This window comes from Synechococcus sp. MIT S9507 (genome assembly GCF_047304715.1).
GTDB lineage: Bacteria > Cyanobacteriota > Cyanobacteriia > PCC-6307 > Cyanobiaceae > Synechococcus_C.
The window spans coordinates 2,609,256-2,636,251 of sequence record NZ_CP138970.1 but is presented as its reverse complement, the minus strand read 5'-3'; the positions used below and the strand labels follow the sequence as shown (position 1 = coordinate 2,636,251).

26 protein-coding genes and 1 pseudogene are annotated in these 26,996 nt (G+C 52.2%); 19 read left to right on the top strand and 8 right to left on the bottom strand.

Going from position 1 to position 26,996, the window contains the following annotated elements:
- Positions 1 to 6 precede the first annotated feature (6 nt).
- The gene (locus tag SIB83_RS14450; RefSeq protein ID WP_413746249.1) at positions 7 to 1,203 is read right to left on the bottom strand and encodes a DUF4336 domain-containing protein; all 1,197 of its coding nucleotides are present in this window, start codon (positions 1,201 to 1,203) and stop codon (positions 7 to 9) included.
- Between the two features lie 99 nt (positions 1,204 to 1,302).
- Between SIB83_RS14450 and SIB83_RS14445 the strand changes: the two genes are divergently transcribed.
- The 11 genes and pseudogenes from SIB83_RS14445 to SIB83_RS14395 all read left to right on the top strand — a co-directional run bounded on the left by SIB83_RS14445 (position 1,303) and on the right by SIB83_RS14395 (position 11,991).
- Positions 1,303 to 2,415: a DUF1254 domain-containing protein gene (locus SIB83_RS14445; protein WP_413746248.1), complete on the top strand. Its 1,113-nt coding sequence runs from the start codon at positions 1,303 to 1,305 to the stop codon at positions 2,413 to 2,415.
- Between the two features lie 88 nt (positions 2,416 to 2,503).
- Positions 2,504 to 3,553, top strand: coding sequence for a DUF1214 domain-containing protein (locus SIB83_RS14440; RefSeq protein ID WP_413746247.1), 1,050 nt, complete (start codon positions 2,504 to 2,506; stop codon positions 3,551 to 3,553).
- 249 nt (positions 3,554 to 3,802) lie between these two features.
- A complete protein-coding gene (locus SIB83_RS14435; RefSeq protein WP_413746246.1) occupies positions 3,803 to 4,372 on the top strand; it encodes a phosphoesterase in 570 nt (189 codons plus the stop codon).
- A gap of 225 nt (positions 4,373 to 4,597) precedes the next feature.
- On the top strand, positions 4,598 to 5,119 hold the full coding sequence (locus SIB83_RS14430) for a thioredoxin domain-containing protein (protein WP_413402188.1): 522 nt from the start codon (positions 4,598 to 4,600) through the stop codon (positions 5,117 to 5,119).
- A gap of 258 nt (positions 5,120 to 5,377) precedes the next feature.
- A complete protein-coding gene (locus tag SIB83_RS14425; protein WP_413745343.1) occupies positions 5,378 to 5,974 on the top strand; it encodes a cytochrome c biogenesis protein CcdA in 597 nt (198 codons plus the stop codon).
- The gene (locus SIB83_RS14420) at positions 5,971 to 6,483 is read left to right on the top strand and encodes a sigma-70 family RNA polymerase sigma factor (RefSeq protein WP_413402185.1); all 513 of its coding nucleotides are present in this window, start codon (positions 5,971 to 5,973) and stop codon (positions 6,481 to 6,483) included. Before SIB83_RS14425 ends, SIB83_RS14420 begins: the two co-directional genes overlap by 4 nt.
- 3 nt (positions 6,484 to 6,486) lie before the next feature.
- Positions 6,487 to 7,200, top strand: a complete 714-nt coding sequence (locus tag SIB83_RS14415; RefSeq protein WP_413402183.1) for an anti-sigma factor — start codon at positions 6,487 to 6,489, stop codon at positions 7,198 to 7,200.
- Between the two features lie 88 nt (positions 7,201 to 7,288).
- Positions 7,289 to 7,477, top strand: a complete 189-nt coding sequence (locus SIB83_RS14410; protein ID WP_413746245.1) for a hypothetical protein — start codon at positions 7,289 to 7,291, stop codon at positions 7,475 to 7,477.
- A pseudogene (locus SIB83_RS14405) lies at positions 7,474 to 7,824 on the top strand (alcohol dehydrogenase catalytic domain-containing protein); the annotation flags it as partial. The gene SIB83_RS14410 and the pseudogene SIB83_RS14405, both read left to right, overlap by 4 nt.
- A gap of 489 nt (positions 7,825 to 8,313) precedes the next feature.
- The gene (locus SIB83_RS14400; protein WP_413746244.1) at positions 8,314 to 10,593 is read left to right on the top strand and encodes an arylsulfatase; all 2,280 of its coding nucleotides are present in this window, start codon (positions 8,314 to 8,316) and stop codon (positions 10,591 to 10,593) included.
- Positions 10,594 to 11,166: 573 nt separating this feature from the next.
- Positions 11,167 to 11,991, top strand: coding sequence for a Coq4 family protein (locus SIB83_RS14395; RefSeq protein ID WP_413402178.1), 825 nt, complete (start codon positions 11,167 to 11,169; stop codon positions 11,989 to 11,991).
- A 62-nt stretch (positions 11,992 to 12,053) separates the two neighbouring features.
- Here the strand turns inward: SIB83_RS14395 and SIB83_RS14390 are convergent, their stop codons facing one another.
- Positions 12,054 to 12,227, bottom strand: a complete 174-nt coding sequence (locus SIB83_RS14390) for a hypothetical protein (protein WP_413746243.1) — start codon at positions 12,225 to 12,227, stop codon at positions 12,054 to 12,056.
- Here SIB83_RS14390 and SIB83_RS14385 point away from each other — a divergent pair.
- The 4 genes from SIB83_RS14385 to SIB83_RS14370 all read left to right on the top strand — a co-directional run bounded on the left by SIB83_RS14385 (position 12,226) and on the right by SIB83_RS14370 (position 15,542).
- Positions 12,226 to 13,008: a GTP-binding protein gene (locus SIB83_RS14385; RefSeq protein ID WP_413746242.1), complete on the top strand. Its 783-nt coding sequence runs from the start codon at positions 12,226 to 12,228 to the stop codon at positions 13,006 to 13,008. The genes SIB83_RS14390 and SIB83_RS14385 overlap by 2 nt on opposite strands.
- A 2-nt stretch (positions 13,009 to 13,010) precedes the next feature.
- Positions 13,011 to 13,826, top strand: a complete 816-nt coding sequence (locus SIB83_RS14380; RefSeq protein WP_413746241.1) for a metallophosphoesterase family protein — start codon at positions 13,011 to 13,013, stop codon at positions 13,824 to 13,826.
- Positions 13,826 to 14,536, top strand: a complete 711-nt coding sequence (locus SIB83_RS14375; protein WP_413746240.1) for a phosphoesterase — start codon at positions 13,826 to 13,828, stop codon at positions 14,534 to 14,536. Before SIB83_RS14380 ends, SIB83_RS14375 begins: the two co-directional genes overlap by 1 nt.
- Before the next feature lie 631 nt (positions 14,537 to 15,167).
- Entirely contained in the window at positions 15,168 to 15,542 is a 375-nt protein-coding gene (locus SIB83_RS14370; protein WP_413746239.1) for a phosphatase PAP2 family protein, read from the top strand.
- A gap of 346 nt (positions 15,543 to 15,888) precedes the next feature.
- Here the strand turns inward: SIB83_RS14370 and SIB83_RS14365 are convergent, their stop codons facing one another.
- Both SIB83_RS14365 and SIB83_RS14360 read right to left on the bottom strand, forming a co-directional pair.
- Positions 15,889 to 16,692, bottom strand: a complete 804-nt coding sequence (locus SIB83_RS14365) for an SDR family NAD(P)-dependent oxidoreductase (protein ID WP_413746238.1) — start codon at positions 16,690 to 16,692, stop codon at positions 15,889 to 15,891.
- Positions 16,693 to 16,769: 77 nt separating this feature from the next.
- Positions 16,770 to 17,936, bottom strand: coding sequence for a calcium:proton antiporter (locus SIB83_RS14360; RefSeq protein WP_413746237.1), 1,167 nt, complete (start codon positions 17,934 to 17,936; stop codon positions 16,770 to 16,772).
- A gap of 204 nt (positions 17,937 to 18,140) precedes the next feature.
- On the opposite strand from SIB83_RS14360, the gene SIB83_RS14355 reads away from it, so the two are divergent.
- From SIB83_RS14355 to SIB83_RS14340, 4 genes are all read left to right on the top strand, one after another.
- Entirely contained in the window at positions 18,141 to 19,253 is a 1,113-nt protein-coding gene (locus SIB83_RS14355; protein WP_413402164.1) for an S-(hydroxymethyl)glutathione dehydrogenase/class III alcohol dehydrogenase, read from the top strand.
- 17 nt (positions 19,254 to 19,270) lie between these two features.
- Positions 19,271 to 20,137 carry an S-formylglutathione hydrolase gene (gene fghA, locus SIB83_RS14350; protein WP_413746236.1) on the top strand — a complete coding sequence of 289 codons (867 nt, stop codon included), beginning with the start codon at positions 19,271 to 19,273 and terminating at the stop codon, positions 20,135 to 20,137.
- Between the two features lie 1,089 nt (positions 20,138 to 21,226).
- Positions 21,227 to 22,732, top strand: coding sequence for a cadherin-like domain-containing protein (locus SIB83_RS14345; RefSeq protein WP_413746235.1), 1,506 nt, complete (start codon positions 21,227 to 21,229; stop codon positions 22,730 to 22,732).
- A 704-nt stretch (positions 22,733 to 23,436) separates the two neighbouring features.
- Positions 23,437 to 24,321: an amidohydrolase family protein gene (locus tag SIB83_RS14340; protein ID WP_413746234.1), complete on the top strand. Its 885-nt coding sequence runs from the start codon at positions 23,437 to 23,439 to the stop codon at positions 24,319 to 24,321.
- Between the two features lie 115 nt (positions 24,322 to 24,436).
- Here SIB83_RS14340 and SIB83_RS14335 read toward each other — a convergent pair whose 3' ends face one another.
- The 4 genes from SIB83_RS14335 to SIB83_RS14320 form a co-directional block, all read right to left on the bottom strand.
- Positions 24,437 to 25,057 carry a thiamine pyrophosphate-dependent enzyme gene (locus SIB83_RS14335; RefSeq protein ID WP_413746233.1) on the bottom strand — a complete coding sequence of 207 codons (621 nt, stop codon included), beginning with the start codon at positions 25,055 to 25,057 and terminating at the stop codon, positions 24,437 to 24,439.
- A 48-nt stretch (positions 25,058 to 25,105) separates the two neighbouring features.
- Complete coding sequence (locus SIB83_RS14330) at positions 25,106 to 25,993, bottom strand: thiamine pyrophosphate-binding protein (RefSeq protein ID WP_413747387.1); 888 nt, start codon at positions 25,991 to 25,993, stop codon at positions 25,106 to 25,108.
- A gap of 18 nt (positions 25,994 to 26,011) precedes the next feature.
- On the bottom strand, positions 26,012 to 26,143 hold the full coding sequence (locus tag SIB83_RS14325) for a hypothetical protein (RefSeq protein WP_413746232.1): 132 nt from the start codon (positions 26,141 to 26,143) through the stop codon (positions 26,012 to 26,014).
- Between the two features lie 269 nt (positions 26,144 to 26,412).
- A complete protein-coding gene (locus SIB83_RS14320; RefSeq protein ID WP_413746231.1) occupies positions 26,413 to 26,781 on the bottom strand; it encodes a hypothetical protein in 369 nt (122 codons plus the stop codon).
- Positions 26,782 to 26,996 lie beyond the last annotated feature (215 nt).

Genomic DNA, 26,996 nt, shown 5'->3' with positions numbered 1-26,996 from the left:
GTTGGCTTACTGCGATGACTTCTCCGAGTCAGGAACAACTCCAAGATCGAGCAGGGTTTGATCAATGCTGCCCAGGAATTCCCAGTTGCCTTCACTGGGAGCCCATTCACGCATCATGAGATGTTCGCGCAGCTGAACAACCTGAAGGGTTGAGAAGGTCAGCGGCGCTGAATAGTGAGCGGGCACCAGCCAGTGCAGATCGCGCTGCTGTTCGAGAGCCGCCAACCAGGCGATCAACGCCTGTCGTTGCCTGGGCAGCACCAGGCGCTCCAGCACCGGCGCCACCTGCAGTCGTGGTTGATCGTCACCCATCAGAGCCTTGGCTGAATCCAGCCAACCGGGCTTCCAGGCGAAGGGATACAGGCCGAAATGGGTTCGCGCACTGCGCAGACCGGGCCGAAAGGCCTGCCGGATCACCTCCAGCAAACCAGGCACATCAAGCGGTTCCGGGCGCAGGTAGGAAGCAAACAGCACAAGCCGAGCCCATCCGCGACGGCGATTGTCGGGAGTGTCCTCAAAGGGTTGATCCCCACGATCACGCGCATGGAACAACAGCGGTGCGGGGTCCTGCGCAAACACCTCCGGTGGTTCCGAGGAGATACCAACCAGGGCATCGGTCACCAGCAGTGCGCCTGAGGGGCGGTGCAGACAGCTCACCTCCTGGAAACAACCAACGCCGAGATCCAGCGGGCCCAATGAAATCCATTCACAGACTTCGGGGTGGGGCACACCATCGTCGAGCAACACCCTGGTTCTGCCAGCGGGAACACCCAGCCAGGAGAGCGGCAAATTGACCGGGAAACTCCACTGACCAGGACAGACCCAGAGATCAGCATCAGGAAATGCTCTGGCCATCGGAGCCAACGGCAGCTTGTGCTCCAGGCCGGAGGCCGTGGGCAACACGATGCTGCACACCGGACCATGCTCAGATTCGAGCGTGCGGATCAACGCACGAAGCTCACCGGTGGGCGGCAGCGGATTCACCAGCATCAGACCGCCGGGAACCTTCACCACCGTGAGCCGGATGGGCACCGCCACGTAATACACACCCTGAAGCTGCTCGAGGCTCCAGATCTCTCCGGGAATCAGCTCTTCAAAGTGAGTGGCACGGCGGCCATACGGATAAAGCGGCAGCAGCGGCCACCAGGGCCAGCTTTGGTCCACCGACGAGATGCCTTCAGTTGCACTCAGATCGCCCTTCATGACTGCTCTAGCTGGTGTTGGGAGCGCTCTGATTTCTCTAAGATTAATGCTTAGCCCGAAATATTGGCTAAATTTACAACATCTTTTGAAGCTTAAATAGTGAATCGGATCAAGCCTGCTTTTTGTCTTGCGGCTGTCATCGCAGCAAGCTTGGCGATGAGTGCCAATACTTCTGTTTTTGCTAGCAGCAGGCCATCAGAGTGCGACGACATCAAGCCTGCTCTTAAAAAAGAAAGTTCAACGACGAAAGCCATCGTCAATGCAGACAATTACGCGTTTGCCGAAACTGAAATAATTCTCGGTGATTATGTTCAAAAAATTGCAAGGGCAACCTGTTCAGATGGGATGGGTGTGTTCATGCATTTCCGAAAAGCAATGGATCCCAAAGATAGAACTATATTGAGGCCAAACTTCGATACATTGTACTCAGCAGCTGTTGTTGACTTGAAAAGTCCAGCAACAATCACCTTGCCTGCTTCCGATCGGTTGCAAATCCTGGAAGTCGTCAGCGCTTATCACTGGATTCCATTAGTGACCAGCAAGCCCGGCGTCTACGAGATAACAGAAGAAATGGTGGGTAGTCGCTTCGCCTTTATCATCATTCGCACCCAAGTAAACATGCAGGATCCCGCCGATATTGAGCGGGTTGCCGACATTCAAGATGAAATAAAAATTCGCCAAAAGAACCGCGGCAAATTCGTGCAAACCAAAGATTGGGATAGGACCCAAATGCTTTCAATGCGATCTGACTATCAAGAAGAAAAAGAAGCAAAAGGTATTAGCAGTGAAGAAATCTTTGGCGACAAGGGTGAAATCAGCTCGGAGATGAGAAATATTGGAGTTGCCTTCGGATGGGGGGCTCTGACAAAAGAAGGAGCTGTCTATCCTTCCATTAGCATTCCTGGTTCTGACGAAGAATTCACACTCGTACTGAAGGATGTCCCTATGGCAAGCAATGCTTTTTGGTCGGTAACTGTCTACGACAAAGATGGATTCGCCCAAGGAGAGAATTACAATGTAAATAGCTCCTTTGCGAGGCAGGATAAAGATGGCAATTATACGCTTAATTTCGGAAAGAATTCAGCCAAAGAAAATTTCTTAGAAATTTACCCAGGCTCCAATGCAACGCTGCGCATTTACTCTCCGCAAAAGCCTTATTTTGATGGAAGTTGGAAAGTTCCCGAAATGCAATCCGCTGCTAAAAGCCAGTAAAGGTGTTGAGCAAGCCTGCATTAGTCGGATTGCTGCAAAAATCTCCCTTATAGGGTCAAGACCACGTTCGCCTTTCAGAATTTCTGAGATGTCTCACCGCCTTCGTCGTTTCCTCTGCCTCCTGCCTCTGCTGACCTTGAGCCCAATGGCAGCAGCACAGGAAACTGTCGAGTCCTACCTGAGGGAGTTTCCGAATCAGGAACAGGTCAAGATGATGAACACCTGGCTGGAGAAGAACGAGAAGGGCACCTTCAAGTTCACCGGTTTGGTGGATCCCAGCGACACCACCGTGGTCACACCACAAGCCACTGTCGACTACGGCTACAACTGGTTTTCGATCTCAGACGGCCCGGCGATCCTCACGACGCCGACTTACGACAAATTCCTGTCGGTATCGGTCTTCGATATGAAGCACAATGTGCCGGCTGTCATCACTAACCCAACCAAGCCGATCCTGCTCAAACGACCCAGCCAAGCGATGCCCGAGGGCGACTTTGAGGTGGTTGAGCTTGAAACGGATCAAGGTCTTGTGCTGACCAGGATGGTCGTCGTCGAAAACCTGGACGCAGTCGTCGCCTCCCGTAGCCAATTCCAGATGCAGGGCGGCAAGGGAGACATGCAGCGTGAGGTCCAGCAATTCAGTCCAGAGACGGAAAAGAACGCCCAGGCCGTGATCGACACGGTGATCACCTATATCAACCCCGATGACGCCTTCGGTCGGGTCAGCGGAGACGTCAGCTTCCTCGACCTCGCAGCCGGAGTGAAGTTGGGCCAGTTAGGAACGCCTTCCGACACGGTCCGTTACGGCACCATCTTGGTCGACGACAGCGGTGCGCCTTTGCGCGGTGATGCGACGTATGTCGTGACTGTGCCTGCAGGGCTCTACAACCCTGGCGGCTACTTTTCAGTGACCCTCTACGGAACCGATAACAAGCTGCTGATCCCGAACGATCTGAAGATCTACGACCGGACCACATTTTCCTCAGAACCGAACCAAGACGGAACAACAACCATCACACTCAGTCCGGATGGAAGTGGAAAAAACGGAATCCCCACTGGCAAAGACTTCTATGGAGTCCTTCGTGCGTACGTGCCAGCACCCGGTGCAATCATGACAGTGAAGGTCGAGAGGCAGTAGGGGAAAACGATGTTGGGATACCTGCTTCTTCAGTGTGGACTGATTGATCAGCACAATCACCCCATTCGAAAACTGGATGCAGTTGCTGAATCCAGTTGTTGCCCACAATCACGCCCAGTTGCACAACAAATCAGAGACAGCTCAGGGACAAGCCCCCCAGACCCATACATATAACTGAGAGCTAAGTGGCAGCAGCGGCCACCAGGGCCAGCTTTGGTCCACCGACGAGATGCCTTCAGTTGCACTCAGATGGCCTGGCATCACTCAAATCAGCTGTTCCTTTGGAGTTCAGGACTAGTGCTCCTGGCGAGACCCGCCCTAGATGACCCTATCGGGGGAGAAAGGAACCCATACAGCTGGCAGGAAGAGCAACTGTTATCGCTGCATGGCTACCGCGGAGAAGCCAAAGCCGAAGAATTACATCGACAGTCCGATGACTCTGAGATTCAGCGGTTGCTGCAAACAGTGAATACAGACCACCTCAACTGGCTGGCGTCGCTGCAATTTGGCTTGATTGAACTGGACTGCGGCCTGATCCACGGCAGTTCAGCGGATGTGGGCGATGAACTCGATGAAACGACCTCACCATTGATCCTTCTCGACAGACTCACTCGCCTGGATGTCAATCGACTGTTCACTGCGCGCAGTGGACGTCAGTTCCGACTGCAGCTCACCGGAGGGCAGATTCGATCAAGAGTGAAAGATCACACTCGTGAACAGTTGCACGAACAGCCGGTGCCAAGACGCAGCGTGATCGGTGTTGGATCTGGGGCTAATTACACCCTGTATGACCCTGCCAGTGATCACATTGAGTTTTGAAGTGTTCACGATCAACTCAGAGCTCGATGATGGTTTCCAATTGAACTGCTGAGTCAATTCAGGTCCATTCAGATCGGCTGTGGTCATTTCTATCAGCGATCCAATACAGGCCGAATCAGCCTGCATTGCAAAAGACTGATCCAAGGCCGGCACCTAGAAGTTCTGGGGCTCGGTAGGGCTCGTAGAGCTGTCGTCAGCATGACATCGATCCGGTTTTGAATCCGATTGAGGACTTGGCCGGTATGGAGCTTCAGTGATTCAAAACTCGCTTTGAAACAGCATGCACTGCTCTCCAATCTGCTTGGAGCTGCTTTGATACCCGTAGTCGCGTCTTTGGCACCACTACTAGAGACGCCACTGTCGTTTTCTCTCACAAAACCAGCCATTGCAGCAAGCCCTCTCTCTAAATCTCTCCAAGGAAAACCAGTGCTGGTTGAGGTTTATGCGACCTGGTGTAGCGCTTGCCAGAACATCAAACCAGTGATGAACTCTCTTCGCCAGAAGGAAGGAAACTCAGTGCACTGGGTGCGTTTTGATGTCTCAAACCCAACCGCCGCCAAGCAATCTGCAACACGGGCGGAGAAACTCGGCTTATCCCAATTCTTCAAAAGCAACCGGAGTCAAACCAGTCTGGTGAGCATCTTCAATCCAGAAACCGGTGCTGCAGTCAACACGTTTCGTGCACAAACCAAAATTGATCCTTACCTCAAGGCCATCAAAACAACACGTGCAATGCTTAATCGCTGAGAGAAAATGTTATCTTCTACGAAAAACCTCTGGCGCTCTCGACGCACTCAATTGTTACTCCTCGCCTTGGCTGCAGCCGTCATCGCCGCGTCAGCAGGAGCAATTGAATCAGCTGTTCTATCAATCAGTCAGAACTATGCCAACTGGCTTACGCAATGGACAGGTAATCATGGCTGGGCTGTTTTAGGGTTGCCAGTATTGGCTTTAGGAGGCGGATTGATAGCCAGTGTGTCACCGTGCGTCCTCGCCCTACTTCCAGTGCAGCTCTCTTATCTCGGGGCTCAGAATCAACAACGTCCGAACACTGGCAAGGTCATTGAGTTCAGCCTTGGAGTGATTACGGCCTACAGCATTCTTGGGTTGTTCACATCTCTGGCAGGAACATTGATCATTGATCATCGCGGTGGATTGTTCATCACTGCTGGCGTGATTGTGATTGCCATGGCACTGCAATTGAAAGGTTGGGGACCACGCGTTCCCTGGCATCGCCTCAATATGGGAGTTATCAAAGCACCAGGATGGGTCAACAAATTACCGAAAGGACCTTGGTTGATTGGATTCACCTTCGCACTGGTCACATCCCCCTGTGCAAGTCCTGTGCTTGCCGCTGTACTCAGCAGCGCAGCGGCTGCTGGCTCACCCCCTCTTGCGGTCGTAGCAATGATCATGTACGCCATTGGATACAGCATGGTGATCCTTTTGGCAGGCTTAGGTGTTGAACTCGGTGGTATTCGCCGCCACCTCCTCGAAAGAGGTGATCAGATCACAGGGATCAGTGCCATGGTTCTTCTAGCTTTTGGTGCGTTCTATCTGTTGACGGGGATTCAGGATCTGCAGCTACAGGGTCAGATGTGAGCTCAACAGTTGTTGTCAGCCCAGAGCAGCTGGCCCTCCTCTACGACGATCATGCACCATCGGTGTACCGACTCGCCTTCAGTCTCCTTTCCCAGAAACAGGAGGCTGAAGATCTCACTCATGATGTGTTTTTAAGGCTGCAGCGTGGTGGCTTCGATTCGAATCGCGGAGAAATTCGTCAATACCTTTTGATGCTGACACGATCGATGGGTATCAACAGGATTAACAAGAGGCGCAATCGTCGCCAAATCCTTGAAAGATTCAGGCCAGGTCATGGTCAACAGGATCCTGTTGATCTTCAAGCTATTGATGCCAGATTCCGGCTTGAAAAGGCTCTGGCAGAACTCTCACCACGTGAACAGCAGATTCTCACCATGAATTATCGCCAAGACATCAGTCAAAGCAACATTGCAGCCTCACTTCAAATCCCACTGGGCACTGTCAAAACGATCAGTCGTCGGGCATTACTCAAACTCCGTAGCGCACTTTCTTCACAGGAGGATTGCTGAACAATGTCTTCACCATCTCAACCCAATGATGACTTCACTAAGCGAGATGAACTCTTGGCTGGCAGAGTTCTGGGAAACCTCAGTTCTGAGGAAACAGAATTGTTGGCGCATGAATCCATTTCAGCAGAGGAAGAAAACCTGTTAATAGAATTGAAAGCTGCTCACAGCCGAATGGAGACGCATTCTGCACCGCCACTTTCGGCTGCAGTCAGAGAACGATTACTGCATTCCTCACGTCAAAAAAGGACTTTCAATCCCCAGAGCTGGTTCATCGGAGTCTTACTTTTAAGTCTTGCTTTCACAGGTGGAGAGCTTTATCGATCCAAGCTTCAGATCGCAAACCAGAGAGGCGCAATTGCCCCAATCGCTCGACATCCTGGTGATCGCGCAGTTGAGCTTCATGCCACGGCAGCAGGAAACATGCAAAGCGTTCATGGTGAGGTTCTCATTCGTCCTGGACAAGCAAGCAATCTCCTCACATTGAATCGATTACCGCAGGCACCTAAAGGGAGGCTTTACAGACTCTGGGCTGTAACACCTGAAGGAGTTAAAGGCTGTGTTCACTTCCTTCCGGATCAAGGGGGAAATGTGACCATGACCATCCCTCCACAACCCACCGGATCAGCAACAAAACTGCTGATCAGCCTCGATCCGATTTCATCCCGAAACGCGACTGACGCTCAGCCAGAACAACCTGTGCTGTCAGGCGCGATCTGATCATGTTGAAAATTTGTGCTGACCTTCCGGATAAAGCCATAGATCAACCCAGACGAGCCTCCTTCTAAGACTTTGAACCTTTGATCAGATGCTGGAAGACCCTTTAATGGAAGGAAAAGTCAGAATCGTCATTGGCTTACTGAAGCTCTGCATTTATGTGTGGGGGTTTGCACTCGCCTCCCTTCAGGCCATCAAGTTATTCAAGGCCCCGATCTCAAGGATGCGCAGTGGAACTTACAAGCACATGATGAATGAAGCGTTGAACTTAAATCCATGATTCGCTCCCGAGCAGCTGTGGCATGGGCTGCGGGCCAACCTCTCGATATCACTGAGATTGATGTGACCTCACCTCAGCACGGGGAAGTTCTGCTGAAAATTGTGGCAACGGGGGTCTGTCATACAGACGCATACACCCTGTCTGGTGCAGATCCCGAATAGCTGTTTCCTGCCGTCCTCGGACATGAAGGTGGTGCCGTGGTGGTTGAGGTGGGAGAAGGCGTTACCTCGGTGAAATGCGGAGATCATGTGATTCCCACTTACACCCCGGAGTGTGCTGAATGCAGCTATTGCCGCTCAGGTAAGACAAACCTCTACCGAGCGATCCGAACCAACCAGGGCCAGGGTTCAGATAAACCTCGGAATTGCGCTGAGCTGATAGCCAGTAAGTCAATGCCCATAGTCCTGTCCAGTTGCACGATAAATCAGAGACAACTCAGGGACCACTACACAAAAACCACTGCCATCAGCCAATTTTGAGTGGCACCATTGGCCACCAAGGTCAGCTTTGATCCTGAGCCGATATGCCCTCAGAAGCACTCAGATATCTGGAGAATGCCGCTAAGGCAAAACGCTCTCAGGAAGTCCTGCCATAAGGGAATCTTCGGTTTCGGATGTAATTTTCGGTGATATAAAAGTGTTGAAATAAACCGCATAAACATTATTCGCCACATCTATAACAAATCAATTCAGTCGCGATAGGGACACAACAAAATGAGAGATCGAGCCATATCTGAACGGTTGAGGCTGCTGTACGCCCTTGCTGCCTTCTTTTCCATCGCGGGGTGTGCAACATGTGCCCCAGCTCTGTCTACCGAGTGGCCTGACCGACGCCACTTGCCGATCGAGCCGTACCAAGAACTCGGAAAGATTGCTCCGTCTGTAGGTGGAAGCGATCCTATTGATTGGCCCAAGGAGATCGAAGCACCAAAAGGTGCTCCGAACGTGCTGCTGGTGATGATGGATGACGTGGGATTCGGTGCAAGTTCAAGCTTTGGCGGCCCGATTCCAACTCCCACCCTCGACAGGGTTACGAAAGAAGGATTGCGTTACAACGCATTCCATACCACGGCGGTCTGCTCCCCCACGCGGGCAGCACTGATCACGGGACGCAATCACCATGTCGCCTCCACCGGCATCATCATGGAGTTTTCGACGCCCTATCCGGGATATCACAGTTTAGTTTCCCGCAGTGTCGGCACCATCGGTGAGATTCTCACCGCCAACGGCTACGGCACTTCCTGGTTTGGCAAGAACCATAATGTTCCGGATTGGCAGACTTCGCCCGCAGGCCCCTTCCACCTCTGGCCAACAGGCTTGGGCTTCGAATATTTCTACGGTTTTCTTGGCGCCGATGCCCACCAGTACCGATCGCCGATTTATGAGAACACGGTGCCCATCGAGCCTTATCTAGGGAAGAAGGATTTCCACCTTGATGAGGCGATGGCGGACCGTGCAATCGCCTGGATGAGGACACAGAAATCCGTCTGGCCCAATAAGCCTTTCTTCGCTTATTACACACCGGGTACTGCGCATGCCCCCCATCACGCTCCGAAAGAATGGTTAAACAAGTTCAAGGGGAAGTTTGACCACGGTTGGCATCGTCAGCGAGAAATGACCTTCGCCAAGCAAAAGGAGATGGGAATTATTCCTGCCGATGCCGTACTCAATCCCTTCACAAATGATTACCAGAAATGGGACGAACTCAATACTGATGAGAAACGGATTGCTGCGAGAGGTATGGAGGCCTATGCGGCTGCGCTCGCGCATGCCGATTATCAGGTGGGTCGTGTAATTGATGCCATCGAAGAGATGGGCGAATTGGAGAACACCCTTGTTATCTACATCATGGGAGACAATGGCTCAAGCGCGGAGGATCCCACAGGCATCGGAATGACGAGTGAGATTGCCACCATGGGCAACAAGGTGGCCGATCGGCCCGAGTACATGCTTGAAAATCTGGATGAATTCGGAGGCATGTGGTTCGAAAATCACTACTCCCACAGCTGGGCGCACGCGATGAACACGCCTTTCCAATGGGACAAAAAAATTGCCTCCCACTTGGGAGGATCACGCACTGGAATGGCCTTGATGTGGGGCGACCGAATTAAGGATCCTGGTGCTGTCCGCAGCCAATTCGGTCATGTTAATGACATCGTACCAACTATCCTTGAGGCTGCGAGCCTTCCCGAGCCAGAAACAATCAATGGCTTCAAGCAGGTGCCAATGAACGGCAAGAGCCTGCTCTATACGCTCAATAATCCTGATGCACCAGAGCAACATAAGACCCAGTATTTTGAGGTGATTGCGAATCAGGGCATCTACCATGAGGGTTGGATAGCCAACAGCACTCCGAAGCGACTGCCTTGGCAGGGCAGGGGCCCCAGCAATCCTGATCCGTTCAACGACTACGAGTGGGAGCTCTACAACCTCAGAGAGGATTTCAGTCAGTCTAAGAATCTGGCCAAGGAGAACCCCGAAAAGCTTGAGGAACTTCGTGCCATTTTTATATCGGAAGCAAAGAAGAACCAAGTCTTTCCACTCGACGACCGCTACATCGAGCGGGCCGACCCAGCCAACCGTCCGGAACCAAACCGTGGCAGGAAGGAGTTCGTGTACTACGACGGCACCTTCCGCATCCCCGAAGGAGCAGCAGTGAGCGTGAAAAACACCTCATTCAAGATCACTGCCAAACTCTTCATCCCGGAAGGTGGTGCCGAGGGGATGATCATCACCCAGGGCGGTTGGTTTGCCGGTTGGGGTTTAATGCTGCTCGAAGGCAAGCCAACCTTCAAGTACTCGCTTTCTCACTACCCGGAGCACAAGCACACGATCAAGGGCAAAAATGTGCTCCCCGCAGGTGACCACACGCTCGTGGCCGATTTCGACTACGAGGGAGGAGGAGTTGGAAAAGGAGCAACAGTCACCCTTCTCCTCAACGGCGAGGAAGTGGCAAAAGGAAATATTCCGGCAACGGTACCGACCCGTTTCTCCATGACCGAAGGTCTGGATGTTGGCAGGGATGCCGGATTGCCCCTCACAAAGGATTACGACGTCCCCTTCCGCTTCACCGGCAAGATCGGAAAGGTGGTTGTCACACTTGAAGGCGAAGAGTGAACTTAAACTCTGGATTGGATCACTCCACCCATTGGCTGATCACAATCAAAAGCAACCAATTGTCTTGATTGATCAATGAATAATCCAAATTCGGGCAAGACTTAAGAGCGCTAACAAGTCCTCATTCTGTGAAAAGGTACTTTGTTTGGCCTTGTATTCATGGCGCTGACATGACAAGCGCCAAACGTAGCCATGGCCATAGGCGTTGTGGAACACACCACCCACATCAGGGTCAGAGTAATCACGACAGCTGAGCCATTACTGTTGCCAACAAACAACGGCCATTGAGATTGCCGGGTCGATGGCATCTGCCCCGACCTCAAAAGTAATGACGAGGACAATACTGACAGCAATACAGTCTGTGAATTAGCACTTGCCCACAATCACGCCCAGTTGCACAAAAATCAAGGGACAACTAAGGGATCAACCCCCTTGAGCCTTTGCAATTAGGGGCTCCAGATTGGCAGCAGCGGCCACCAGGGACAGCTTTGATCGTCTTTGGGTTCACCGCAGGTGTGGGCTTCGTCTTTGGCGCCACGGCTGACGCCTCACGACTGGTCAAGCAGATCCCTGTTGACTCAGGAAAGTCTCAGAAGCAAATCACCCTTTCGGGGGGGGAAATCTTCCGGGATTCCAGCGACATTGATTGCAGAGCTGCATCAACGGATGACTACAGACCAAAAGCACTACGTACGCTCATCATTTTCCAAGGGTGTCACAAAGCTAGGAATTTCAATTCTGCAGACAGCAAAGCAACCTGAAAGAATCTTTCAACACGGCCGATATTTTGGAATTCCAGGCAATACCAAACTGGAGAAAGACTGTATTGAACGGATTTTAGCCACTCCAAAAGTTCAGGGGCTACTGGCCAACCGACCTTCACCTTTATGGCCAGATCTTGAGCAAATGGCTGCGATGCCCAAAGGGAGCCTTGGTTGGTGCGTGCATCGTCGCCTGGAGAAGCTTGGGATTTCTTTTTTAGTTGATCAATCGCAGATACCAGAACCTCAAACCGATGAAGACTTCGCGAAAACCAGAGCTGCGCGGTTGCATGAAATTCACCACACGATTCTTGGACTTCCGATCACAGTGGCCGGTGAAGCTGCTGCAACCGCGTTTTATGCAAGCACTGGATCAAGCCCCTTTCATATTGGAATTCTTTCATCGTGGATGCTGCGCGGCGCCTACGAACCAAGTGAGCGCAGGCTGATCTGGGATGCAATCGGTTTTGGCATTGCAATTGGCCAGAGGGTTCCTGAACTTTTCTCGCCTCGCTGGGAAGAGGGATGGGAAAGATCGATCACCGATTGGCAGGATGAACTGGGAATCAGCGAGCTGCTGAAAACGTCTCCGTTCCAGGATGAATTTGCAAACATCTATGGATTAAATCTCGAATGATTGGTCCTGAAGAAGCTGGCTCTGCCTGCCCCTGCAAAAGGTCAAGGACAACAGAAACAACCTCACCACAGCCCGTGTGGTGAGGCCTTGGCAGAGACAGGCATGGCGCTGATGCCGCAAAAGCCCTGAACGACCACGACGCTTGATTCGATGGCAGGCTTCATTTGATCTGACATAGTGAGAATGATTCCCATTCCCAGGCCTGTGTTCACCCAGGCCTGAGGCTCTCCGGCCATGCAGAACACCTGGTTGATCACAGGCCCCCCCGGCTGCGGAAAAACCAACTGGATCCGCGACACCTTCCTGAAACACACTGGCAGCTGTGCCTATCTCCGCTTAAGCGGATCCCAGCAAGAGGGTCTCGAACAAGGCCATAACGCAGGCATCGACAGCACCTGGTTGAAAGACCAGATCCCTGAACTGGTGGACCTTGCAACATCGGCGAATACTTCGCTGCCAACAGGGCCCCGACTGGTGCTGGTTGAGGTTCAGCAGTTCCAACCGCCAGCCAGAAGCGAATCCGACGGCATCGATTCACTCATCCTCCAGAAACTGGAGCGCTTCAATCTGCGTCCGGATCGCGCACTGCATTTCGGCCTGGATCCAGAACTCCCGAGACAGGACGTCTTGGATTTCAAACGTCTTGAATCCTGGCATCACAATCTTCGAGGTTGTGTTTGGGATCCCAACAGCCTCAGCAGCTTCTGGTTTGAACTCGTGAATGGCGCCTACGGCGATGTGTATCGGGCCAAAGCGCTGATGAATCTTCCTGATGGTCGATCGTTCCTCTGCAACTGGATGGTGAGCCAGCAGAGATCTCAGTTCCTTCCCTTGGAGGCGGTAGCAGCGCCGGCAGGCAGGCCGAACCGCACATCACACCTTGTGGTTCAGGGCAGAGCACTGAACCCCGCCGGCATTCAGTCAACGATTGTCGACTGCCTGCTCACAGACGACGTCCTGGAACTGCATCAGGCCCCCCTCAGAAACAGACAACTCGCCCATCAATCCAACCGATGACCATGAGCCACGCAGTGATCTCCTGCCTGCACGCCAACCTCGCAGCCTGCGAAGCGGTGCTGGCTGACATCGACCGACAAGGCATCGACACCATCACCTGTTTGGGTGATCTGGTGGGCTACGGCCCACAGCCCAATGAAGTCATTGAACTGGTGCGCGAACGCTCCATCCCCACCTGTCAGGGCTGCTGGGATGAAGACATCATCGACGGACTCAACGCCTGCGAATGCAGTTATCCATCTCAGCTGGCCGAGCGTCGTGGTCACCGTGCTCACCACTGGGCTGCTGAGCGCATCACAGATGCCAACAAGGCTTTCCTGGCGAGTTTGCCCATGACTCTTCGCAGAGATCGATTGCTGTTTGTGCACGGCAGCCCCAACAGTCAGCACGAATACCTACTTCCAGACATGAACGCCTTTGCAGCACTTGAACGTGTTGAAACCGCAGGAGCGGACACCTTGTTCTGCGGGCACACCCATCAGCCCTACGTGCGAGAGCTCAGCGATGGAGCTATCCGTGTGTCGTTGCAAAAGGACGGCAATCACTCCGACTGCGAACAGGAGATGGTTCTGCCAATGCGCCGCATTGTTAATGCCGGCTCGGTCGGCGAACCCAGGCATGGTTCAACCAAAGCAACGTATGTGGTCCATCACGACGACAGCGGCGAGGTCACTGTCCGAGAAGTGGAATACGACGTAGCCAAGACCTGCCGAGCCATCGTTGAAGCTGGTCTACCCGAGGTTTTCGCCTGGCGCCTGAGCCACGGCTTCGAGTACGCAGAGCGTGCGGAAGACGCCAGCCACGTGTGTGAACGCTGATGGAACGCTGGGCACTGGTTAGTGGTCTTCGTGGGGACCTCAATCTCTATGAGCAGATCCAGGCCGATCTGCAGAAGCAGCGCGGAACGGCGCATCTGTTTGTCCTGGGCGACATGATCGGCCCTCATCCCAAATGTGATGCACTGTTGAAGCGACTTCGCCAACCAAAGCGCAGAGATCTACAACCCCATTGCATTTACGGCTGGCAGGAAGAGCAACTGTTATCGCTGCATGGCTACCGCGGAGAAGCCAAAGCCGAAGAATTACATCGACAGTCAGATGACTCTGAGGTTCAGCGGTTGCTGCAAGCAGTGAGCACAGACCACCTCAACTGGCTGGCGTCGCTGCAATTTGGCTTGATTGAACTGGACTGCGGCCTGATCCACGGCAGTTCAGCGGATGTGGGCGATGAACTCGATGAAACGACATCACCATTGATTCTTCTCGACAGACTGACTCGCCTGGATGTCAATCGACTGTTCACTGCGCGCAGTGGACGTCAGTTCCGACTGCAGCTCACCGGAGGGCAGATTCGATCAAGAGTGAAAGATCACACTCGTGAACAGTTGCACGAACAGCCGGTGCCAAGACGCAGCGTGATCGGTGTTGGATCTGGGGCTAATTACACCCTGTATGACCCTGCCAGTGATCACATTGAGTTTTGCAGCGCCAAAAATCGTGACAGACACTCAACGTTGGGGTTCATATAAATCTAAACAGTTCGCTGAGCTGAGAAACAAAGAGTCGATTCCCATAGTCATGCACAGTTGCACGACAAACCGAAAACAACTCGAGAGCTACTCTCTCAATCTCACAGTAATTCGAGGCTCTAGATTGCAAAACTGGTCAGGGAAACTAGATCAGTCCGCAACTTGATGCACTAATGGCAGTGAATGTTGAGTTTCTCACTGGAATTTTAGTAAGACCGTGAAATGTGAGGATCCACTAAATAGACCTTCGACCTGCTTAACATTTTTTATAGACCATAGTTTTTATCGTTTTATTGTTCAGAGTGGTCGTAATTAGGTGTTTACGATGCGTTTCGATTCAGCTCTTACGATTCCTTTGAGCTTGGTTCTCTGGTCAGTTCCTGTTGCAGCCAATCCCGCAGATGGTTTGAAGTTATCGGCCGATCGATATCTATCAATTGTTGGGCCTGCCCCGAAAGCAGGTGGTAACATTGAACGTGATGACTTGGTGATTTTACGTTGGGACCAGCGCACTTGTTATCCACAGGCTATTAATCACTCTTGGCTTTTTCTGAATCGCTATGTCGGCTAATTTGACGCAGCAATAGGGGGGAATACGACTAAATCCGCTCCAATTCCGAGAAAAGGATTAATGTCATTCCTGAAGATTGTTAATAATGTAAAAGATGACCTGAAGGATAAACATAAGCGACCAAGGCCTTTTATCTCTCATAGTGATATCAAACCCTGCTTGCCATTAGAATCCAGCTTTTTTTATCCAAGCGGTCATTCCACTTGGTACGCATCTACAGCACTACTACTTGCTGATTTAATGCCTGAGCGGCGCGAACGCCTGATACAAATTGGCCGCCAGGGAGGCTACAGCCGAGTCTATTGCGGAATGCACTATCCAAGTGACGTTATCGCAGGAGAACGATTGGCCAAAGCCATTACAGCCGACATTATTGCGTCTCCTGAATGGCAATCTACCGCAACGAAGTCAAACCCGAAGTTGACAAACTTTTAAAATACCCACCAGCTGGATTGCCATTCTTGAGCAACTAACTTAGCTGCTGTTAAGACATCAAGCAAAGCCAGAAGCATCACAGTGTGACGCAAACTTCGACCATACAGCTCCATTCTAATGATGCGAAAAACAGAAGCCAGCGAGAGATCGCTTCTCTGAAGTCGCTGCAATTAGAGGCTCCAAAGTGGCATCAAAGTCCACTAGAGCCAGCCTGCATTTCACTGAGCCACTGACAATCTGCAGCAGAAGATGGACCGACTGATCAACACACACGGAACAGCTTTTGAAACGCATATCGATCTTATGTCAATACATTACTCAATACCTGGAAGACCGAATCCATCCCTCAGGGTTCAGGATAGTCGAACGAATCACCCTGACAAATCCATTGTTGATGATGACTGGTGTCGTAGATATACCACGCACCATCTCTCGCAAAATCTGTTGAATCAGTGCAGAAAAGAACCCAGTAAATAAAATTCGCAGCAACTGCCGCCGGAATCAAACTTCCAACATTCTTCCTGAAAAATTGGACAAGAGGGAACACTTCAGCATCAGGCATTCGCAAATCCCCTTGCATTCCCGTATCCACTTCCCCGGGAATCAGTGAGCCAACCGCAATATGGTCAGGCAACTCCAATTGCAAAGACCTGGTTATCGAACGCAAAGCATGTTTGCTCATGCAATACGCAGAGAGCCCAGGCAAGGTGAGCAGGGCTGCTCGCGAAGAGAAATTCAGAACACGTGCTCCATCAACCATTTCCCCAGACAACCCACACGCTAAAATTGCTGGAGCAATTGTATTGACGGCGAAATTATCCATTAGCATTTCAGCGTTAAAATCCTTCAATGGCTGCAAAGGAGTCACGATTCCAGCAGTATTGACCAAAGCGGAGATTGGTCTTCCCTGGAGAACCAATTTCACCCGACTTGCAAGGCCAGCAATTGAAGACTTGTCGCAAAGGTCAGCATGAAGGGCATGAATAGGCGAGACATTATTTTTGCGCAATTTAACTTCTTTACCTGGGCGACTAATCGCCACAACCTCCCTACCCTTTTCAGCAAACATATTTACAAGTTCATTGCCAATACCCCCGCAAGCTCCTGTCACAACGATCGCTCCTGCCGGTAATTGCACAGATTGCGTCACAATTTGAATTCATATCTTGATTTATGATGAGCCTACTTTCTGAATTTGTCAGGATTCAAGAGAAACCCAACTGTTGTTCAGATCAGTTCAAGGACCAGCCAGAACAGAAACACCACCAACAGCATCAACCCTTCACTGCCGAGCACCTTGGGGTGGGGACGTAACAGAAAAAGAGTGAGCGTCAGGAGAACCATTGCTGCAGGTTCAAGTCCAAGAATCACCTTGGTCCCGGTGATCTCTCCAATCACCAACACAGCCGGTACCGTCAAGCTGATGGTGGCCAGAACAGATCCAAACAGCGTGTTGAGAGCTCGTTGCAGCTGCCCTCGGCGAGTGGCACGGATTGCATTAAGCACCTCAGGCATCAGGATCAGCATTGCCACAAGAACTCCTCCCAGAGAAGCAGGAAGATTCAGTTCATTGACACCCCGTTCGATCATCAGCCCCATCGATTCGGCGATCAGCACCACCACGGCGAGGCTCAACAGCAAAAGACCTGTTGCCTGCCATGGCCGATGGATGACTGCGCTTCCTGAGATGTCACCATCTTGTTGGGTGAATCGATCACTCGGGTCCATGAAAAAGCAGCGGTAAGGACCCATCTGGTTCGCAAGAAAAATGGAGTAGACCCCAACCGAAACCACTGTCAACACGACATTGATTGGCAGACTGAAGTTGCCTTCCGCCGTGTCGGTGCTGAAGTTGGGAATGATCAGCACCAACACGCTCATTGTGCTGATGAGGTTGTAGAAAACCATTGAGCCCGCCATGTTCGGGCCAGACAGGTCTTCCTCAGAAAGATATCCGTCCGAGCCAAGCCTCTGCTTGGAGAGCCATGAAGTCAATGTCATACACAGTCCGGTGATGCCGGTGAGCGCAATCATCAGCACCGAGAACATCGAGTCTCTTGCGAGGGTGGGATTTTTTTCTCCGGCGAGCATTGTGCTGCCTATCAGAGACAGCTCGATCACGATCACCGACAACGTGAGCACAAGAGTTCCGTACGGCTCGCCAAGGGCCTCTGCCAGCAGTTCGGCTTGATTGGCCACCTGCTGTGAGAGCAGCACAACGACTCCGCCGAGAAGAACCAGGCCTGCAACAATCCACGCCGCTTTTCCCTCCAGCAGAAACGGCAGCATGCCGCTGAAGTTGAGCAGAGCCAGCACCCCTGCTCCGAAAGCGAGAGTGATCAACTCTCTGCGGTTATGACGCAACAGGTGCTGTGGTGGTGAGGTGCTGTCCATAGGGCACTGAAAAAATATGAGTTGTGCAGGAGAGATGCATCACCTCAGCTCCCAGAACTCCGTATAGCTCGCCCGAATCGATTCATCATTGCGACAGCAGTGCAAGAGCATCCCGGCGGACGCTGGTGGGCATCGGTGCTTCTTCTCACAGCAACACGGGACACAAGCCAAGGCTCATGATGAAGAGATCACGAGCAGAAACCCATGATTCGCTCCCGAGCTGCCGTGGCATGGGCACCCGGCCAACCACTCGATGTCACCGAAATCGAGGTGGCACCACCGAAACATGGTGAAGTGCTGCTGAAAATCGTGGCTTCAGGGGTCTGTCACACCGATGCCTACACCCTGTCAGGCGCGGATCCGGAGGGCCTGTTTCCTGCCGTGCTTGGCCATGAAGGCGGCGCTGTGGTCATGGAGATCGGGCAAGGCGTGACCTCAGTCGCGCCCGGAGATCACGTGATTCCCCTGTACACACCGGAGTGCGGTGAATGCAGCTACTGCCGCTCAGGCAAAACCAACCTCTGTCAGGCGATCCGAGCCACTCAGGGCAGGGGAATGATGCCCGACGGCAGCAGTCGGTTCTCCCATGCCGGTTCAATGATTCATCACTACATGGGCACGTCGACGTTTTCCGAATACACAGTGCTTCCTGAGATAGCGGTTGCGAAGATCAATCAGGATGCTCCGCTGGAAAAGGTCTGCTTGCTGGGCTGCGGAGTCACAACGGGAATCGGGGCAGTACACAACACTGCCAAGGTGCAGCAGGGAAGCTCAGTGGCTGTGTTCGGACTGGGCGGCATCGGTCTCGCCGTGATCATCGGTGCCGTTCAAGCCGGAGCCGAAAGGATCATTGGCATCGACCTCAACCCGGACAAGTTCAGCATCGCCCGGCAGCTGGGGGCGACTGAATGCATTAACCCACGTGACCATTCAGAACCGATCCAGGAGGTTCTGATCGACATCACCGATGGAGGTGTTGATTATTCTTTCGAATGCATTGGCAACGTCGATGTCATGCGTGCTGCCCTTGAGGCGTGTCACAAGGGGTGGGGTGAATCGACAATCATCGGCGTTGCAGGGGCAGGCCAGGAAATCAGCACGCGACCGTTTCAGCTGGTCACCGGTCGTGTTTGGAGGGGTTCTGCCTTCGGGGGAGTCAGGGGCAGAAGCCAGCTCCCTGGCTATGTCGAGAGTTATCAGAAAGGAAACATCCCCCTGGACAGCTTCATTACCCACACCATGAAACTGAACGACATCAATCAGGCCTTCGAACTGATGCATCGGGGTGAGAGCATCCGATCCGTCATTCATTTCTAAGCGCCACGACCAGAACCATGGAGTTGATCAGCTGTCACCGTTGCTTCGCAGGAGAGCAACGCCGCTACAAACTGGAATCCCAGCAGCTGAAAGGCTCCACAACGGTTGGCGTCTTTCTTCCGGAGCAGGCACTGGGACCGAAACCGGAACCCGTCCCCGTCCTGATCTGGCTTTCAGGGCTGACCTGCAGCGACGAAAACGCCGTGCAGAAAGCAGGTGCGCAACGACACGCGTCAACGCACGGCATTGCTCTGGTCATGCCGGATACCAGCCCACGCGGGGATGACGTCCCCAGCGATCCTGAGGGTCAGTGGGATTTCGGACACGGTGCCGGGTTCTACGTGGACGCTGTGAAGCAGCCCTGGTCATCGCACTACAGGATGCACAGCTTTGTCGTTGAAGAGCTGATCAAACAGCTCTGCACTGAGGTTCCACTTGACGATCAGCGACTGGGTATCTCTGGCCACTCCATGGGAGGCCACGGTGCCCTGGTGCTGGGTCTGCGTCACCCACATCTCTACCGGTCGGTGTCTGCAGTGGCTCCGATCGCACACCCAGGTCAGTGCCCATGGGGGCGTAAAGCGTTCGGCCACCTGCTCGGAACATCATCTGAAGAACTGCTCAGCTGGCGTCAATGGGATGCTGTTGCACTGCTTGAGGACGGTCACCTCAGAGATGACTGTCTGCTGGTGGACATCGGCTCAGCTGATCCCTTCCTGGAGGAGCAATTGCGTCCGGAAGACCTTCGCCATGCCTGTTTCAAAAGCGGGCAGAGTCTCGAAATGGTGATCCATGAGGGCTATGACCACAGCTATTTTTTTGTGTCGAGCGTGATTGACAGACATCTTGATCATCACGCCAGAGCCCTCAAGACAGACCTTTGAAAAGACCAGGAATATTTATTGAGACGGCGACTTCCAGAAGAGAGAACACACAATCACGCAAAGTTGCATAAAAACCAGAGATAACTCATGGATCACTCCTTTGAAGCCACTGCAATCAAGTGCTGCTGAGCGGAGAGATGGCCACCTGAACCACAATTGTTTTATCTATTTCAATCCATTGACCAAAGACTCCTCTGAGGATTCGCATCCATGATTTTTTCCAGGGGTGGACCATGCGACAACCACTAGTGGATCGGTTTCAGCCTTCCGTCAGGATGCCAACAGTTATGCTCAGATTGATCAAGACAACTCAAATCACCTCTTACAGGAACAAAGCCCATGATTTCGATCTTGATGAAATTGAATGCTGAAATAAAACCATTCGGCTTTCAATGCTAGCGAGTAGTATTTTAAAATCAAGTGCAATAATAATTGACAATAAAAGCCTCGAACAATAATTAAGCCAAGCTATCAACTCTTAAAAAAGCAGGTGAATCCTGTCGCCAAATAGCTTACGACTACATCAATTCGAAAAACTTTAATTATCTTCAAACAAGCAAACATTACTAAACCCATTTAGAGGAATGTGCTAACTCTCTGATCAGCCTTACAGGGTTGTGGATTGAGACTTGAAGTCAAGACTCTCTAAAGGCAGCACAAACGGACAAACACATCAAACATCTCAGCTCAAAAGGAGCTCTCCAGGCGAAAACGGCGCTAATACAGGAATAATCGCAGTTAGCGAGGGCTTGATGGCACAGATTTCCAGCCTCAGCGAAGCGATCCTGCGCAATGGCGCTGGCAGTTCACATGGCTACGAGCCAAGACCAGAGCCAAATGGCATAGCTTCAGCAAGCACGGACAGCGGCGACACTCCACACGAAAAAATGCCAATGCGCAACCTGTAAAGGAAGCGCTACAGAGAGCACAAACGGAACAGAACAAACTCCATCAATCAATGGAAAAAGCTCGGCCAAAGATTCACTCAACCCAACAGCACTGGCTAGCAACAGCTTTGGAGACATTACCAACAGCTATCTTGGAAACTCAGACACTCTTTACTACTATATTTACGATGAAGTTTCAACAGTGGATAACTACCTGGGAACTGGTACTACTTTGCAGACATGGGACCACTTAAGCGACGCAGAAACATTTATCAACAATGTATTTATCGAATTAGACCCGCTGATAGATCTTAACTTTGCGAACACGGATAACCTTGAAGATTCACACCTCACGATCCTCTCAGTCAACGAATGGGACTACTGGGGTACAGACATAGTCGGACAAGTCATCAATCTGGGACAGAGCTGGCATGTGCTTTGGAGGGACACGGATGATGACTCCCTTGGAAATGACGCTTCCGGAGCTGGTGACCCGTTCGATGCCAACACAATCATTCACGAGATAGGACATGCTTTAGGACTTTCCCACCCCAACGAACAACCGACAGATCCAAGGTGGTCAACGGACGACACAGTGATGTCGTACAACATCAGCCCCGATGGCTGGGACTACAGCTTTTCAGAAGCTGATCTGGCCGCTCTTCAGATCATCTGGGGCACTGAGAATTCACCACCAATTCTCAGCGGAGTCCAGGCATCACTCTCATCTTCAACAGAAAATTCCATCGTCACCCTGACAGCAGACGCCCTCCTTCAAGGATTCTCTGATCCCGATGGTGACACACTTTCCATCTCAAACCTCACTGCAACCAACGGCTCTCTCTCCAACAACAACGACGGTTCCTGGTCTTTCTCTCCTGACATCAACTTCACTGGCACCGTCTCTCTCTCCTATTCCGTCGTCGATGGCAACGGTGGTTCCATCGGTGCCAACAACACCTTTGAAATCACTGCATCAGAGAACGATTTCAGCAGCCAGCCAACTCCCGCACCAACAGCTTCTACCAATCCCAGACCAACATCGTCTTCTGGAAGCAATGGTGGCGGTGGCGGTAGTGGGAGTGGTGGCGGGTCGACTGCCCCAATTGCTGCCCCTGCCGTAAGAAGCGAACCAGCCAAAGAAACATTCTTTGTTGATGTCCCGGGCTGGAGCCGTGACTTAACAGTCAATACAACCATCAACAGCAACGAACCTGAAATCAGAGGCACTCCTCTCGACTTCGACTCAGGTGTCCTGCCTGCTTCACAAGAGGTGGAAATAGCCGGCTCATTGCTGATAGGCGGTTATGGTGCAAACAGGATTTTCGGCCTATCAGGATGGGATGTCATTGAGGCCGGCGCTGGAAATGACAGTGTCCGCGGCGGCAACGGTCGTGATGTGATTACCGGTGGAACCGGCAGCGACGAGCTATGGGGTGACTTCGGCTGGAACACCTATCTGGAGAACAATGACGGCGAAAAAGATCTACTTGTGATTAAGTCCGATCAGTTGCTTGAAAACTTCTGGTATGGAAAATCCGGCAACAATCCCAACGGTGAAAAGGCCGACATTATTTCTGAATTAGACGCCTTTGATCAGATCAAAATCCTGGGTGCAGACACCAGCCAGATCACCATCAACCAAGCCTCTGCTCACGGCCAATCCGGTCTCGGCATCTTTACAGACGGCTTCGTGGAAGCGGTCTAGGTCGGCACTAACTTCGATAAAGACCAACTCCTGGCAATAGTTTCAGGTGATGCCTCCTCTGCAGTGATGAACAACACACAGGGGTTCTACGGAGTCTGATAGTTCCAAAACAGACAACTATTGAAAGCAATCACCTCTTGAAGGTTTTCTTGATAAGTGCAGGCATAAAGACTGATGCAAAAGTGAACAACCACAAATTCATGTCCAATGAATGGAATTCAAAGACAACTGATAAACAATTCTTGAAACAGCTGTAAACGGGTACTCAAAATTAGCTGCATCAGTAGTCAGGCCATTGCTGATAATCAGATTGAATGCCTCTTACTACCACTCATTTCACACTCCATACTCCAACCATTTACAGGCATGCGGAGGCTGCTTTGAAACAAACCAGAAGTGAGTGGCGAAACGGCGTGTTGAACCTGGAGGATTGCAACAGAACAATAGAACTCTTTGAATGTCTGCTTCGATAATTCCTTGATCGGCAACGCTGCTATCAACAGGACATCCTCCAGAAAAATCAGCATGACATCACCGCACCGAACCATGGGCTGGCGGCAAGTGGAGAGGAATCAGAGGAACTGATCATAGACGAGAGCCATCCACAATCGCAGACTTCAATCACAGTCTCAGAGACCACAACAAGGAAGATCGCTCTTGAGGAACACTTCTCCATTCAGGAGCTGCTGCCCACGGCAAAGGACGTGGAGTTCTTCGATCCGCAGGTGTTGAGCAGGATCGAAGAACTGCTTCCCGATCTCGCTGAACAACGGCTAATCAATATGGACAAAGCCGGGGTCGAGATCGCCGTGCTGTCTCAGACTGCACCTGGAATTCAGACAATACAAAACACGGTTGAAGCCTCGGCCTTGGCCAGTCGTTGCAATGACGCTCTGCACCTGGCGATCCAGAAGCAACCTCGTCGCTTCCGCGGATTTGCAGCGCTGAACCTGCTCAATGTGGAGAACGCCTGTGCAGAGCTGAGGCGTTGCGTGAATGAGCTGGGATTCGTTGGCGCTCTGGTCAATGGCAGCACTCAGGGCGAATACCTCGACCACAAGAGAATGAAGCCGCTGTGGATGACACTTGAACAGCTCGACGTTCCGCTGTATCTGCACCCAGGGCTTCCGACAGACCAGCCATCGTCCATGGTGAAGGAACTTGATGGGGCCACCTGGGGCTGGTCAATCGACACCGCCACTCATGCGCTGCGGCTGATCGTGAAGGGCATTTTCGACAAACATCCCAACGCCAGAGTGATCCTAGGACATATGGGGGAGAACCTGCCCTTTTACCTCTGGAGACTGGACAGTCGATATGCGACAACTCGCTATCGCAACGACATCAGCACCACACCCAGCGCTGTTTTCAAACGACATTTTTTCATCACCACTTCAGGCGTCTGCAATGACGCCTCTCTGCAGTGTTCGATCGACACGCTCGGGCCGGAACGGATCATGTTCTCCACGGATTACCCCTACGAAGACATCGAACTGGCAGGACGCTGGATTGAGCAAGCACCGATCGATCCTCGGGCCCGAAAGCTGATCTGTCGAGACACAGCGCAGTCTCTACTGCGCCTTGGTTGATCTCATGTCGACAACAAACCCAAGAGCTGATCACACCACCTGAGTGGTGTTCGTGCTTCTACGGATTCCGCGGTGTTGAGGGTGATAATCACCCTTGAAGCGAACACAGCATGTTTCAAACAGGCGTGTTTGATTTCGGTGTATGCGTCTGATGCATTGTTTCAATGACCTCTTCCGCCAAAGGTTGACTTTCCTCTGGTGGAATCAGGATCTCGAGGTATGCCGCACCTGAATGCTCGTTAATTGCAGCAAACGCCCGGTCAAGCTCTGCCAATGAAGACGCCTTCCCACACCACCAGCCCTCACAACCCAGCGTTTTTGGAATGTCTGCATATCGCCAGACGGGGATGTTGTTGTAAGCGTGGCCCGACTCACTGATCAACGCTTCCACCCCGTACAGACCGTTGTTCAAAACAATCACCACTGGCGAAACACCAGTGAATCCCATTACACCAATCTCCTGAGCGGTGAGCTGATGACCACCATCACCGCTAACCAGCACAACACGACGATCGCTATCTGCAAGGGCGCATCCCAGAGCAGCAGGTGTACCCCAGCCGATCGAACCCCAGAGCGTCTGGCTTTCCATTGCCACTCCAGGTGGCAATCGAAGCGCATTGAGCGTCAGCAGGCAGGTGCCCGTATCAGACACCAGCAGATCGGTCGGCCGCAGGAAACGCTGCAGACGGGGATAAAAACCTGCCGAACTCGTGGGATCCCCGGCGTCCCCTGTCACCGGCAGCAGGGGCTCAGGTTCAACAAACCGCTCATCGCCCCAACGTGATTACTGTTTCGGTGCTTGTTTAAAGCGCGCTGTCAGCCCAGCAAGCACATCGCTGAGGCTGACACTGGTGAAGACCTGGTTACCTGCCTGTACCCAGTCTGCGTGCAGAGCCACCATGCGACTGCTGTCGAGTTGACCACTCCAGAGACCTGTGTTGAGGTCATCCATCACCAATCCACCCAGATCGATGAGCAGATCGGACTGCTCGATCACGCCCTGCAGAGCAGCGGGAGTGGATCGACCTCCGTTGTACATCCCCATAAAAGCGGGGTGATCCTCGCTGAGAATGCCTTTGTCCATTGGCGTGGTGGCGTACGACAAACCGGTCACCTCGAGAAACTCCACCAGTGCGTCAACCAGGCCGAATCGGCGCAGAGTGATTGTCGGCAGAACAACTGGCTGGTTGGCGGCTCTGATCCGTGACTCCAGCAGGTCGAGTACAGCGTCGAGCTCTGACACAACGCTGTCGTGCTGTTTGATGGCTCCGATGGGAGATCCATTGATCGGGTTGCCGGTGATCGGCATCAGAGCCAGATCCATCGGGAAAGTCAGATAGGCCGGCCTGGATTCCTCAAGCGCCTTATCAATCACTCTTTCCAGCTCGATCACTGCATTCTCAGGCGTCAGCCTGGCGCTGACGCAACTTGCAGCAGCGGAAATCAATTCAAAACGGTCATAGATCTGATCCCCGAGCGTGTGGTGGCAGACAAGACCCTGACGCACAATGCGCATGCTGGGTGAACCCACCAGGTGAAAGACAGGCAGACGTTCAGCCATCGAACCCATCAGGCCGTTGAGTGCACTGAGTTCGCCGACGCCATAGGTGGTGCAGACAATCGCAGCGCCGTTACGACGGGCATAGCCATCGGCGGCGTAGGCCGCGTTCAGTTCATTGGATGAGGGAACCTACTGAAGACGAGGGTGCACCTCCACAGCATCGTTGAGTGGAAAGGAGTAGTCGCCGGGAACTCCGAAGACATGCCCTATGCCGAGAGCCGAAAGACGATCGAGGGTATAACCAACAACCGAAGGAGACATCAGCGCGCCGATTCTGTTTTCCAGGGATTCTGATCACGGCCAATCTGGAATGCCACACCAGATGAGGAAAAACCAGTGCTGAGAGCAACCGTGACCTCAACGGCTCACCACGGGAAAACTGTCTTCAAAGCCATGATTACCGTGAGATAAGCAGAACAGAATGACTCAGCCACCACATCAGTTCTGGGGATCTCGACACAGAGCCATTGTAAAGTTAAAACGGTTGAGTTCAATCTGAAGCAAGCAACAAAAAACGAGCAAAATACTTGTCATTTGATTACTTTCTGATTCCATTTTTTCACATGAAGAATCTTGCAATCTCGCTTGATTGCAGCATTGTAGGCTTTCATCTTCTCAGGGTAAGACACAAATACTGCTCTCCAGGCCTGCCCTGAAGATTGATTGGCGTAAGCAAAAGCTTCATCCCAGTCCATACCTTGCCTGTAGGCGTCACAGCGATGCTCGGCATGCTCTTCAGCCCAAACGGAATAAGCGTGCCTGGAGTAATCAGAGCCTCCACCACCCCCTCCGTGACCAAGAAGAAAAGGGATCAACGCAAACGGCAGCAACACGGGAATCTGCAAAACAATTTGATCTTTCAATCCGTTCGATTTTAGAGGAAGATCAATCGCTCGCATTCATCCTCACTGGATCCATTCGCAAACAACTGCCTACCTGGCAACCAAGCCAATCAGAGCAATCAAGAAACCGGTCTTACCTTTAAAGACACAGACACTGCAGTGGACCCGAAGAAGGCCGAATTCTGATTTTACGCAAGGGCAGAAGAAGCAAAAACCATGAATCCTTCATCTTTTTGACTGTGAACAACATTCGATCAATCAAAAACACAATC

Coding starts and splice junctions, on each gene's coding strand:
- SIB83_RS14380 (WP_413746241.1), top strand. CDS start 13,011: ATGAGCCACGCAGTGATCTCCTGCCTGCACGCCAACCTCGCAGCCTGC.
- SIB83_RS14385 (WP_413746242.1), top strand. CDS start 12,226: ATGCAGAACACCTGGTTGATCACAGGCCCCCCCGGCTGCGGAAAAACC.
- SIB83_RS14410 (WP_413746245.1), top strand. CDS start 7,289: ATGCTGGAAGACCCTTTAATGGAAGGAAAAGTCAGAATCGTCATTGGC.
- SIB83_RS14450 (WP_413746249.1), bottom strand. CDS start 1,203: ATGAAGGGCGATCTGAGTGCAACTGAAGGCATCTCGTCGGTGGACCAA.
- SIB83_RS14360 (WP_413746237.1), bottom strand. CDS start 17,936: ATGGACAGCACCTCACCACCACAGCACCTGTTGCGTCATAACCGCAGA.
- SIB83_RS14390 (WP_413746243.1), bottom strand. CDS start 12,227: ATGGCCGGAGAGCCTCAGGCCTGGGTGAACACAGGCCTGGGAATGGGA.
- fghA (WP_413746236.1), top strand. CDS start 19,271: ATGGAGTTGATCAGCTGTCACCGTTGCTTCGCAGGAGAGCAACGCCGC.
- SIB83_RS14320 (WP_413746231.1), bottom strand. CDS start 26,781: ATGCGAGCGATTGATCTTCCTCTAAAATCGAACGGATTGAAAGATCAA.
- SIB83_RS14435 (WP_413746246.1), top strand. CDS start 3,803: ATGGCCTGGCATCACTCAAATCAGCTGTTCCTTTGGAGTTCAGGACTA.
- SIB83_RS14370 (WP_413746239.1), top strand. CDS start 15,168: ATGTCATTCCTGAAGATTGTTAATAATGTAAAAGATGACCTGAAGGAT.
- SIB83_RS14355 (WP_413402164.1), top strand. CDS start 18,141: ATGATTCGCTCCCGAGCTGCCGTGGCATGGGCACCCGGCCAACCACTC.
- SIB83_RS14415 (WP_413402183.1), top strand. CDS start 6,487: ATGTCTTCACCATCTCAACCCAATGATGACTTCACTAAGCGAGATGAA.
- SIB83_RS14440 (WP_413746247.1), top strand. CDS start 2,504: ATGTCTCACCGCCTTCGTCGTTTCCTCTGCCTCCTGCCTCTGCTGACC.
- SIB83_RS14325 (WP_413746232.1), bottom strand. CDS start 26,143: ATGTCTCCTTCGGTTGTTGGTTATACCCTCGATCGTCTTTCGGCTCTC.
- SIB83_RS14375 (WP_413746240.1), top strand. CDS start 13,826: ATGGAACGCTGGGCACTGGTTAGTGGTCTTCGTGGGGACCTCAATCTC.